Annotated in this window: 8 protein-coding genes; 2 read left to right on the forward strand and 6 right to left on the reverse strand. The window is 65.3% G+C overall.

Annotation, left to right across the window (positions count from 1 at the left end):
- Positions 1-1,055: 1,055 nt before the first annotated feature.
- Genes ACPDIT_RS14455 through ACPDIT_RS14480 form a run of 6 tightly spaced genes read right to left on the reverse strand, consistent with a single transcriptional unit; the run spans position 1,056 to position 7,573 of the window.
- A complete protein-coding gene (locus ACPDIT_RS14455; RefSeq protein ID WP_423444661.1) occupies positions 1,056-2,585 on the reverse strand; it encodes a Ni/Fe hydrogenase subunit alpha in 1,530 nt (509 codons plus the stop codon).
- A gap of 5 nt (positions 2,586-2,590) precedes the next feature.
- On the reverse strand, positions 2,591-3,577 hold the full coding sequence (locus tag ACPDIT_RS14460; protein WP_423444663.1) for an oxidoreductase: 987 nt from the start codon (positions 3,575-3,577) through the stop codon (positions 2,591-2,593).
- Entirely contained in the window at positions 3,570-4,094 is a 525-nt protein-coding gene (locus ACPDIT_RS14465) for a hydrogenase iron-sulfur subunit (RefSeq protein ID WP_423444665.1), read from the reverse strand. Before ACPDIT_RS14465 ends, ACPDIT_RS14460 begins: the two co-directional genes overlap by 8 nt.
- Complete coding sequence (locus ACPDIT_RS14470; protein WP_423444667.1) at positions 4,087-6,084, reverse strand: FAD-dependent oxidoreductase; 1,998 nt, start codon at positions 6,082-6,084, stop codon at positions 4,087-4,089. Before ACPDIT_RS14470 ends, ACPDIT_RS14465 begins: the two co-directional genes overlap by 8 nt.
- Positions 6,081-6,971 (reverse strand): CoB--CoM heterodisulfide reductase iron-sulfur subunit B family protein, encoded by an 891-nt coding sequence (locus tag ACPDIT_RS14475; protein WP_423444669.1) that lies wholly within the window; start codon positions 6,969-6,971, stop codon positions 6,081-6,083. The genes ACPDIT_RS14470 and ACPDIT_RS14475 overlap by 4 nt, the downstream gene beginning before the upstream one ends.
- Positions 6,968-7,573, reverse strand: a complete 606-nt coding sequence (locus ACPDIT_RS14480) for a 4Fe-4S dicluster domain-containing protein (protein ID WP_423444671.1) — start codon at positions 7,571-7,573, stop codon at positions 6,968-6,970. Before ACPDIT_RS14480 ends, ACPDIT_RS14475 begins: the two co-directional genes overlap by 4 nt.
- A gap of 221 nt (positions 7,574-7,794) precedes the next feature.
- Between ACPDIT_RS14480 and ACPDIT_RS14485 the strand changes: the two genes are divergently transcribed.
- Together ACPDIT_RS14485 and ACPDIT_RS14490 are read left to right on the forward strand one after the other, a co-directional pair.
- Positions 7,795-8,109, forward strand: coding sequence for an L-rhamnose mutarotase (locus tag ACPDIT_RS14485; protein ID WP_423444673.1), 315 nt, complete (start codon positions 7,795-7,797; stop codon positions 8,107-8,109).
- 312 nt (positions 8,110-8,421) lie between these two features.
- Positions 8,422-11,325, forward strand: coding sequence for a PAS domain S-box protein (locus ACPDIT_RS14490; protein WP_423444675.1), 2,904 nt, complete (start codon positions 8,422-8,424; stop codon positions 11,323-11,325).
- The last annotated feature ends 325 nt before the right edge of the window (positions 11,326-11,650 follow it).

The following is an 11,650-nucleotide window of genomic DNA, read 5'->3' on the forward strand; positions in this document are numbered from 1 at the left end:
TCACCAGAAAAATGGCCTCAGTTTGTCGGCGTGCTTTACACTCTTCGGTCTGGCATGTGTGGCGCGATAAATGCTCCTGCGAGCGAAACGCCAAAAATCGTGTAGTTGACCTTGTTCAAATCCGGAAAAATCGGGACAAAACGTCTCTTGACGCATCTCGCCTGTGTCGTTCCGTCACTTGAGGCACGTTTGCCGGGCTGGCCTGCTGATTCGGCTTTCCAAAGTGTAAAGACCTTTGACGGCCGAATGTGGCCCTCCGCGGTAGGGCGGAAAGGTGATGGTTTGAGAAGCTCTGCTCAGGAGACAGTGTGCCATGGCAATGCCCTTCCCCGGTGAGAACGAACGCTGCTTGCCGAGCCAGTGACCCGAGGGGTCGGCTGTGCCAACTGGTTGGCACCTGTCCGGGGCGCAGTCCACCGGCCGACTGGCCGTGCCTTGCTCGCGAAGTGTGAGGCTCTGGAATTTCGCATCCTTTTCGGTTCGTCCCGAACCGTTTGCCACAAGTCGAATGCGACGCAACACAAAGGGGACCGCTTTCTGGGGTGAGAGCCCCTTCCGGATCAAGAAATTGCACGTCCGGTGCGGAATGTAGGTCTTTTCCAAACCCCGTTTGGGGAGCCCAAGGTAAAGAGCATGAGTTGATCTCAGCCGACATCGATGGGTTGTCTGCCCAACCGAGCAGCCGTTGGGGTAGGCGGCCCGAGTGAAGGCTCGCGCCCTAAGGGCTTGCACAGGGATGTTAAGGGGGCGTAACCGAGGGCCATGGGCCCTCAAGCAGGCCACAGGGAAAGACTGGGAGGACGCGGGGCTGGGGAAGGGAGGAGAAACGGGCGCGGTTCCATTCCGCCGTGTTGGAAGAGTGATTTTGGTGGCTTTCCAAGGCCAAGACCAGGGCACGGAGGTCGTGGGTCGCGCTGCAGGCGTGGACGGTTCGGGATGTGGGAGGCTTGCCGGCTGTTGAAATGCAAGGCGTTGGAAGGGAAAGAGCGGGATCGACTCGATGCGCGGGGACAAAGCTTGTGGATGCCCGGTTTTTCGGTGCCGGGCAGAGGGGATCAGGGACGGCGAATCTGTCGGATCAGGCGCTTTCGAGCGTCGTAGAGGTTCAGGACCAGGGGCAGCTGACCGGGCTGTGCGTGGGTGGCGCAGCCGAAGCAGGGGTCGTAGGCGCGGAAGGCCATTTCGATGCGGTTCAGCAACCCTTCGGAGACGTCGCCTTTGCGAATGAGGGCTTTGGCGGCGCGGTCCACGCTCATGGCGATGCGGGCGGCGTTGTTTTGGGTGGCGACGATGAGGTTGGCGCGGGTGATGAGGCCGCGTTCGTCGGTCTCGTAGTGGTGGATGAGGGTGCCCCGGGGGGCTTCGACCACGCCGATGCCGACCGTGGGTCTTTCGGTGGGCAGGCGCCGGATTTGGTCGCTGGTGATTTCCGGGTCGTTCACGAGGGCCACCATGCGTTCGGCCGCCTGGATCATCTCGATGACGCGGGCCCAATGGTTGGCCAGGGTGTGATGGACCGGTTTGCCCCCGAGGGTGTTGAAGAATTCCCGGCAGGCCTCCCGCGCACGCGGGGTGGCCATGTCTTCGGCGGCGTTGAGTCGGGCCAGCGGGGCGACTGCGTAGATGCTGCTGGTGGGGCCTTCTGTGAATCCGTGCCAGCCCAAGGGTTTGAGGTAGCAGAACTTGACGTAGCTCCAGGGCTCGACGTGTTCGGCGATGTAGTCGCGGTATTGACGGACGTCGAAGCGGGCGTAGGGCTGACCGTCCGGCGTGACGACGCGCAGTTGTCCGTCGTAAAAGTTCACGTGGTTTTGTTCATCGACCAGGCCCATGTAATGGGTGCGGTGGGTGTAGTCGGCCGAGGTGATCAGTTCGATGTAGGCGGGGTTTTTCAGCACGATGTCGTGGAACACCTGGTGGGTAAAGAGGGCGAAATCGAGGGCGTCCTGAGCGAGCTGTTGGAATTCGGGCAGTTTGGCCGGGTCGAGTCGCTTGGCCACACCGCCCGGCAGGCCGAGGACGGGATGGATGACCTTGCCGCCGAGGTGGCTGATCAGGTCGCGGAGGCGCCGTCGCATGCTGATGACGCTCCGGGCGATCTCGGGTCCGACCTTTTGGGCCACGCCGAGGACATTCCGGAGGGCGGGCGGGGCGTCGGGTCCGACAATGAAGTCGGGGCCACCCAGCAGGTAAACGTGCAGGGCGTGGTCCTCGAGCATGAAGGCGTGATAGACCAGTTCGCGGATCTTGCGGGCCGCGGGGGGCGGCTCGACGCGGTACAGATCGTCCAGCGCCTTGGTGGCGGCCATGTGGTGGGCGGTGGGGCAGACCCCGCAGATGCGGCTGGTGATCTGGGGCATTTCCTCAGCCGGTCGGCCCTGACAGAAGACTTCGAACCCGCGCAGTTCGGGGATCTGGAGGTAGGCCTGTTCGACGTCGCCCTGTTCGTCGAGGAAGATGTCGATTTTGCCGTGGCCCTCGAGTCGGGTGATGGGGTCGATGGTGACCCTGCGGCGGGCCTGGGCGTAGGCGGAATTGGCGCGTTGCGCGGCCTGGTTCCAGAGGTCTTGGGCGTGGGGTTCCATGGCGGTCAATCTCCGTTGGTCGTCACCGGCAGGTTGACCTTTCGCCGCAGCAGGCTGTGCGGCAGGCTGTAACGGTAGAAGGTTCCGATGGGATCCGGGATGGTGTCCAGCACGGGTTCGATTTCCTCTTCCGTCTTGGGGGCGAGGTTGGCGCAGAGGCTGGAGAGCATTTTGGCGCCCTGGTCACGGACACGCGAGGTGGGCCCGAAGCAGCCGCTGCAGGGCATGTTGCCCTGGGGACAAAGCGCGCCGCAGCCGGCGCGGGTGGCCGGGCCGAGGCAGACCAGTCCCTGTGCCAGGAGGCACAGGTTGGGATCGGCTGCGACATGTTGCGGGCGTTGAAATCCGGTGAAGCTGAGCTGCAGGGGTTTGCTGGCCTTGCGGGGGCATTCATCGCACAGGGCGATGTCCGGCGCCAATACGGTTCCGCGGGGCGGGGGCGTGTCTGACAAGAGGGTCTTCAGGGCGTTTTGAGTGATCCTGGGGGTGGGCGGGCAACCCGGGATGTAATAGTCCACCGGCACGACCTGGTCGAGGGCGCGCACGACGTGATGGAGCCGGGGCAGGGTCAGCGGTCGGCCCTCGTGCGTGCAGCGGGGTTGCGGTCGAACCTTGTCGGGGTTCACCGTGGAGGGGCCTTCCTCGTAATAATACCGGAGGATTTCCTCGCGACTGAACTGGTTGGCCAGGCCGGGGATGCCGCCGAGGTGGGCGCAGGCGCCGTAGGCGACCAGGAGCCGGCTTTTCCGGCGGAGCAGGCGGACCATCTCTTCCTGTTCGCTGGTGCGGATGGCACCGTTGACGAGCGTGGCGAACAGGGATTGGTCGGGCAGTGCCTCTACATCGGCCCGTTTGAAATCCGTGGCGCAGGGCCAGAAGGCCAGGTCCACGGCTTCGAGCAGGGCGAGAACATCTTCGGCCAGGTCCACGACGGCTTCTTCGCAGCCGCCGCAGGAGGCGCACCAGTAAATGGCGAGTTTGGGTTTAGACATGGGCGTTCTCACGCACGGGAGAGGGGGTGGAGACGTCCAACGACGCCGGGCTTTCCGGCGTGGGCAAGGGGTGTTCGAGTTCCCGATCCCATTCGGCGAAGCGGGTCGGCAGGTTCAGGGGCCCCAGCGCACGGATGCGCGCGACCATGTCATTGACGACCTGCCGGAGCTTGTCGCCTTCGGAAGCGGCGATCCATTCGAGTCGGACGCGCTCGGGTTCGATGCCCAAGGCGGCGAGCATGCGGCGGAGCATGCGCATGCGGCGGAGGGTTTTGTAGTTGCCCTCGGCGTAGTGGCAATCGCCCGGATGACAGCCGCCGATGAGGACGCCGTCGGCCCCCCTGGCCAGGGCTTCCAGAATGAACTGGGGGTCCACGCGGCCGGAGCACATCAGTCGGATGACCCGCACATTGGGCGCGTACTTGAGACGGGAGACGCCGGCCAGGTCGGCGGCGGTGTATGTGCACCAGTTGCAGAAGAAGGCGACGATGCGGGGTTCCCAAGGGGTCTCAGGCATGGCTCAACACTCCTTCGATCTCGGCGAAGATTTGTTCGTCCTCGAACAGGTTTTGTCGGATGGACCCGGACGGGCAGGCCGCCACACAGGTGCCGCAACCTTTGCAGAGGGCGGCTTCGATGCGGGCCTTGCCGCGCGTTTCATCGAACCGAATGGCCGAGTAGGGACAAAGGGGCAGGCAGGATTTGCAGCCGCTGCAATCGGCCTCCTCGATGTAGGCGGTGTTGGGTTCCTGCTCGACGTAGCCGCGATCCATGAGGGCCAGGGCTTCCGCGGCGGCCGCACCGGCCTGGGCGACGGTGTCCGGAATGTCCTTGGGTCCCTGGCAGCATCCGGCCAGAAAGATGCCGTCGGTGAACGTGCTCACGGGCGCCAGCTTGGGATGGCGTTCAAGGAACCAACCTTCGCTGCTACAGCTCAGGTTGAGGAGCCGCCGCAGTTCCTGGGCATCCGGTTGCGGTTCCTTGCCCACGGCCAGGACCACCATGTCCAGGGGAATGCGGCGCACGAACCCGGCCAGGGTGTCTTCAACCCGGATGACGAGCTTGCCTTCTTCCTCGGGGGTCATGGCCCAGTCGGTGACCTCGGCCACGCGGCCGCGCACGAACTGGATGCCTTCGCGCAGGCATTTGTCGTAAAACTCCTCGTACCCTTTGCCCGCGGCCCGAATGTCCATGTAGAAAATGGTCACGTCGGCGCCCGTGTGTTCCCGGATCAGCAGGGCCAGTTTCATGGAGTGCATACAGCAGGTGCGGGAACACCAGGGGTTGGTGCGGTGATCCCGGGAACCGACGCACAGGATGATGCCGACGGAGCGGGGGATGCGACCGTCGCGCAGCCGGATTTCTCCGGCGGTGGGGCCGCTGCTGTTGACCAGACGTTCGACTTCCAAAGTGGTGAAGACGTTCGGGTAGCGGCCGTAACCGTACTGGGGGATGCGCGAGGGATCGAACAGTTTGAAGCCAGTGGCCACGAGGATGGTGCCGACCTGGACCTCCTTCAGCTCGGGCTGTTGATCGAAGTCGATGGCGTTGCGGTCGCAGGCTTCGACGCAGGTTTTCTTGCACTTGCCCGTTTTGAGATTGAGACAGCGGTCCGGGTCGATGAGGACGACCTGTGGCGTGGCCTGGGGGAAGGGCAGGTAAATGGGTTTGCGCCGGCTGAGGCCCAGGTTGAACTCGTCGGGGAACTTCGGTTCCTTGAAGACGCAGGCGTCCACGCACTCCCTGCAGCCCACGCAGAGTTCCTCGTTCACGTACCGCGGTTTTCGGCGGACGGTGACGGTGAAGTTGCCGACGAATCCCTCCACTTTGACGACCTCGCTGTAGGTCCAGAGGGTGATGTTGGGATGGGACCGAACGGCGGACATTTTCGGCGTAAGGATGCAGGCGGCGCAGTCGAGCGTGGGGAAGGTTTTGTCCAGAAAGGCCATGTGGCCCCCGATGCTGGGCTGGCGCTCCACCAGGATCACACGTTTCCCGGCTTCCGCAAGGGTCAGGGCCGCATGGATGCCGGCGATGCCGCCCCCGATGACCAGGGCCTCGGCACCGATGGGCACCCGCACGGGCTGCAGGGCCCGATGGTGGCGGACCCGTTCGATGGCAGCCCGGGCAAGGGCGCGCGCCTTGGCCGTGGCGGCCTGGGGATCGTCGTGCACCCAGGAGGCGTGCTCCCGGATGTTGACCATTTGGAAGCAGTAGGGATTCAGCCCCGCCCGGGCGACCGCCTTGCGGAAGGTGTGCTCGTGCAAGAGGGGCGAGCAGGAGGCAACCACCACGCGATCGAGCCGGTGGTCGCGAATGTCCTGTTGGATCAGCTCCTGGCCCGGGTCGGAGCACATGTATTTGTAGTCCCGGGCGATGACCACCCCTGGCAACCGGGAGGCAAACCGGGCCACCTCGGCGCAATCCACACGGCTGGCGATGTTGCTGCCGCAGTGGCAGACGTAGAATCCGATGCGGGGCGATTCGACGTGGGGCTTGGGTTTCATGGCGTCGTCCCGGTTGCGGCGGTGGGCGCGGCCTGCGGGAGCTTGTCGAAGGGCACCAGATTCCGATGCAGGCCCAGTTCGCCGGGGGCGAAGCCGAAGGCCAGGCCCATCAGCTGCGTGAAGTATACGGTCGGAATTCGGACCGGCCCCCAGCGGCGCTCGATCTCGTCGTGGTAGGCGTCCAGGTTGAAATGGCAGAGCGGACAGACGGTGGCGATCACGTCGGCGCCGCGGCGCAGGGCCTCTTTCATGAGGATGTAGGAAAGGCGGAGCCCCGCCTCCGGGACGGTGCCGGTCAGACTGCCGCCGCAGCACTTGGTTTTCAGCGGATACGGCACCACCTCGGCGCCCAGGGTGGTCAGGAGTCGGTCCATGGTTGTCGGCTGGAATGCATCGTCAAACGTGGCGTAGGGACGGACGATCTGACAACCGTAATAGGGGGCCACCTTCAGACCGCGCAGAGGTCGCACGACCTTTTCGCGAATCACGTCCAGACCGATGTCATGGAGCAGGATGTCCAGTGGGTGCCGCACCCGCGTTCGGCCCGTGTAGCCGAGGTGCGCGCGTTGCAGGGCTGATTGAACGGTGGCGCGCACATCGGGGAAGTCGGCGAGGTTGTGCTGGACCTTGTTGAGGACCAGGTAGCAGGCGCTGCAGGGGGCCAGCAAATCCTGCGAGCCGGCCCGCTCGGCCAGCGCGAGGTTGCGGGACGCCAGCACGGCGGCCTGCATCTCATCCACGGACATGTAGGCGGTGGCGCCACAGCAGTTCCAGTCCTCGAGCTCCTGCAGTTCCACGCCCAGGTGCCGCAGCACGGGCAGCAGAGATTCCTCGTAGGCGCGGCCCAAACCTTTCAGGGAACAACCGGGGAAATACAGGTATTTCATGCGTCCTCCCTGTTTGCGGGCGGCGAGACGGATTGGCCGTTGACCGCACTGAGCATGGCGGCCAGTTCCTCTCGTCGCTGGATCCGTTCCGGTTTGAGGCTGAAGCGGCCGGTGCGCAGCAGGCCCAGCCCCATGCGCCAGGAGCGAAGGAGCGCGCGCCAGTCCGATTTGAGGAACAGTCGGAGCACCAGGAGGGTTTCGGTGATGCGCCCCATCCGCCGTGCCATCGCGGAGAATTCGCGTGCCAGAACGGGGATGGGGAACCGGCGCGGATAGATGCCCTCCTGGATGGCCCGTTGTTTCAGCGCGTACATGATGTCGGTGATGCGGATTTCCCGCGGGCAATCGACCGTGCAAGCGTAGCAGGAGGCGCACAACCAGATGGTGTGGCTGCGCAGGACCTCGTGTTTGAAGTCGGCCCGCACGAGGGCCATGACCTGTCGCGGCGTATAGTCCATGTAGATGCTGAGGGGACAGGTGCCCGAGCAGGTACCGCACTGGATACAGCTCTTGAGCCGATCGCATCCGGCCAGGCTCATGATTTCCTCCGCGAATCCGCGAACGCGGTCGGCGTCGTATTTGATCGTGCGCTGGATCTGCATGCGGGCTCCTGTCATTCGACAAACTGCTGTTGCATTGAAGCAACATTCCGATATCTCATCACTGAAAAACAACGTGCTTTGTCCGGCCGGGGCTTTCCGTGCTTTGGCAAACGTTGCCCGTCTTTTGGCGTGTCGGCCCAAACGCGGCGTTCGGCGACGCCGCCGGCGCGCAAGGCCGGGTTTGCGCTTGGGCCCCCGCGGCTTCCGCGGTAAAGGAGGGCATGAAGTTGCGCGGTTTTACCATGAGATTGAAGCCCGGCTGCGAGGCGGAGTATCGCCGTCGGCACGAGGCGCTCTGGCCGGAGTTGGCGGCTCTGCTCCGGGAGTCGGGCATCTCCGATTACGCGATCTTCCTGGATCGGTCCACGGGCACGCTGTTTGCGGTGCAGAAGCTGGCACCGGGACATGATCCGGCCCGGCTGCGGACTCATCCGGTGATGCGGAGGTGGTGGGACTTCATGGCGGATCTGATGGAGGTGCATCCGGATCATGCGCCCGTGGAGGGGGAACTGGAACTGATGTTTTACCTGCCCTGAAGGGGGCGACGGGACGGGTCCGTCCCGACCGGGTGGCCCGGTTTGTGGACTAAAGTCGGGACCGGGTTCTGCCGATCCATCTACGGAGTCGTTGGGCACGCGGCCCGACCGGGGGTGTTTGGCCCGTGAGCGTTTGGGGGAGCCCCGTGGGGAGATTGCCGTGTCCCTGATCGGTCGAGCTGCCCCGGGCCGACCGCCTGCGGATGGCGAAGTCGAGAGTGACCCGCGGGCGGACCCGAGGTTCCGGGATCGCAAATGGGGTGGGCCGCGAAGGCGCCCGAGGAGAGGAGAGTCCGGACGGAGGTGGGACGGATGAGTCCAGCGCGGTTCGAGACGGCGCAGGAGCCTGCCGGCGACGGCGGGGCCGGGCCGGCTTTGTGGGAGGGCACGGGAGGGCCGATGTTGCGAGCCGAGGCATGGATGGTGGGTCATGCGCTGGTGCAAGGGGACCGGTTGATGGAGGTCAGCCCGGCGCTGGCGCAATTGTTGGGCTCGGCGGTGGACACCTGGCGGGGTCGTTCAGCAGCGGAACTGTTTCCGTCGGCGACAGAGTGGTCGCGGGTGAGCGATCGGCTGGCCGAGGCGCGGCAGGCGGGCGCCACGTTTGCGCGGGTGGAGACGCGCCTTCGCAACGGGACGGACGAAGGGCGGTCGGTGCTGTTGTTGGCCGGCTGGTCCAGACGGCCCGAGCATTCCGATTGCCAGTGTTGGTGGTTCGTGGATTTGAATCGGGTCCGGGGGATTCAGGAGGAGCTGGATCGGCGGAGTCGGCAGTTGGCCCTGTATCATCGGTTGGCCGAAGAGGTCCTGGCGGGCGAGGGGGTGGAACCTCCCTTCGACTGGGTGACCCGGGAGGTGGCGCGGCTGTCGGGATTCCCGATTGTGACGCTGGCGACCTACGACGCCGATCAGGGGCTGATGGTGTATCGGGGCGCATGGGGGCTGGATTTCTCCGGGCTGCCCGTGCCGCTGGAGATCCCGGTGGATGTGGATCTGGCCGGGCGGGTGCTGCTGGCCGGCGAGACCGTGGTGGCGTTGGATGTGGGCGAATGGTCCGCGCAGGCGGCGCCGCTGGTCCGTCAGTGGGGCATTCAAACCTATCTGGGGGTACCGTTGCGGGTTGGTTCCCACCTGCTGGGGGTGTTGGGATTCGCGGATCGACAACGGCGACCGGTGGCGGAGGAAGAGCGCGAGCTGGCCGAGCAGCTGGGGGACTATCTGGCGATGTTGCTCGACCGGTGGCAGGCGCGGGAGGGCATGCGGCGTCGCGAAGCCGAACTGCAGGCCGTGTACGATCAGGCCCCGGGGATCATGTGTGTGTTCGATCCGCAACTGCGCATGGTACGGGCCAACCGTGCGGCGGCCGAGTATGCGCAGCGGCCGGCGGAGGAGCTGCCCGGCCTGCAGCTGGGCGCCTTTCTGCGGTGCGAGGCGTGTGCCCGGCGCGGGTACGAGTGCGGGACTTCTCCGGATTGTCCCCCTTGCGAGCTGCGGCAGGCCCTGGTGGAGGCCTTTCGCGAGGGGCGGCGGTGGGAGAAACGGCAGGTCCAAAAGACGCTCCTTCGCGAGGGTCGGCCGGTGGAGGCCACGCTGCTCGTTTCCACGGAGCGGATTCGCGTCAACGGATTGGATCGCGTGCTCCTTTGTCTGGAAGACATTACGGAGCGCAAACAGGCGGAGATGCGGATTCGTTCGCAGGCCGCCCTGTTGGAGGTGACACGGGACGCGGTTTTGGTGCGGGATTTTTGCGATCGGATTCTCTACTGGAACGAAGGCGCGGCGGAGCTGTACGGCTGGTCGGCCGCGGAAGTCCAGGGTCGGACCACGCACGAGTTGGGCTTCATGACGGACGAGGTGCAGGTGGCCGAGGCGGTCGAGGCGGTACAGGACCGCGGCGAATGGAACGGGGAGATGCGGCACCGGCACCGGTCGGGTCGGGAGCTGGCGGTGCAAAGTCGCTGGACGTTGATCCGGCGCAGCGACGGGTTTCCGCGCGCGATTCTGATCGTCAGCACGGACATCACCGAGAAGAAACAGCTCGAGACCCATCTGCTGCGGAGCCAGCGGCTGGAGAGCATTGGCACGCTGGCCAGCGGACTGGCGCATGATTTGAACAATGTGCTGTCGCCGATCCTGATGGCGGTCCAGTACCTCAAGGACGAGGTGCGCAGCGAGGCGGCGCGAACGTGTTTGCAGACGCTGGAGACGTGTGCGCAGCGCGGGGCGGGGATCATTCGACAGGTGCTCACGTTTGCCCGCGGGGTGGAGGGCACGCGGGTGCTGCTCCAGTTGAAACACCTGGTCCGGGAGGTCGAGCGGATCATTACGGAGACGTTTCCCCGGTCGATTCAGGTGCAGGTGCGCATGACGCGGCAGCCCTGGCTGGTGCGCGGGGATCCGACGCAGTTGCAGCAGGTGTTGTTGAATCTTTGCGTCAACGCACGCGACGCCATGCCGCAGGGGGGGACGTTGACCCTGCGCCTGGACAACCAGACCATTGAGGCCGATCCGGAACGGGTGCATCCCAGGGCGAAGGCGGGACCGTACGTGGTGATGTCGGTTCAGGACACGGGAGTGGGGATCCCGGCGGAGTTGTTGGACAAGATTTTCGATCCGTTCTTTACGACCAAGCCGGTGGGACAGGGGACGGGTCTGGGGTTGGCCACGGTGCTGGGCATTGTGGAGGCGCATGGTGGGTTTGTGCTGGTGGAATCGCAGGTCGGCCGGGGCAGCACCTTTTCGGTGCATTTGCCGGCACTGCCGCATGAACAGGGCGGGGACACGAGTTTGAGGCCCAAGCCTGCGGCGCGTCGGGGTCAGGGCCAAAAAATCCTCGTTGCGGATGACGAACCGGCGGTGCGGCAGATCACCGCCGCACTCCTGCGCACGCACGGGTACGAACCGGTCCTGGCTGCGGACGGACAGGAGGCGCTGGCGATCCTGGAGGGACGGCGGGATCAGATCCACGCGGTCATCACGGATCTGATGATGCCCCGGATGGATGGGCCGGCATTGTTACGAGCGTTGCAGCGGGTTGCCCCCGGGTTGCCCGCCATCAGCATCACGGGGTTGGGCGAGGAAGGTCGGGTGGCCGAGGCGCGGGCTGCAGGTGCCCGCGTCAACCTGGACAAGCCGTTTACCGCCGAGCAGTTGCTGGCGGCACTGGAACAGGTCCTCATGCCCGCCCCCGCGGCGGCACCAGCCGCCGGCACCTGAGTCGGCCGCTTCCACGAGCGGGACGTCGGTCGCGGAGCCCGGAGGGCTGTGGGCATTCGTGGGGTCGGCCAGGGCGACGCGCGGGCACGCTCTCGTTGCGCGAACCGGATCTTTCTCCGCCTCGGGCCCGGGGGAATGCGCCCCAGTGCGGGGAAGCGGCGTGGGAGGCCGCTGACAGAGGATGGCGTTTGGAACCGGACCCTTGCGGGTCGATTGCTCGAGGGGCGCTTCTTGCGGATGGGATTTCGTTCCGGAGCCTGCTGGTGCGGGTGCGGTCGACCTTGCCCGAAAGATCCCTTCCCGGCTGGGCTCCAAGAGACCCGGG

This window comes from Limisphaera sp. VF-2 (genome assembly GCF_049537125.1).
In the GTDB taxonomy this organism is placed as follows: domain Bacteria; phylum Verrucomicrobiota; class Verrucomicrobiia; order Limisphaerales; family Limisphaeraceae; genus Limisphaera.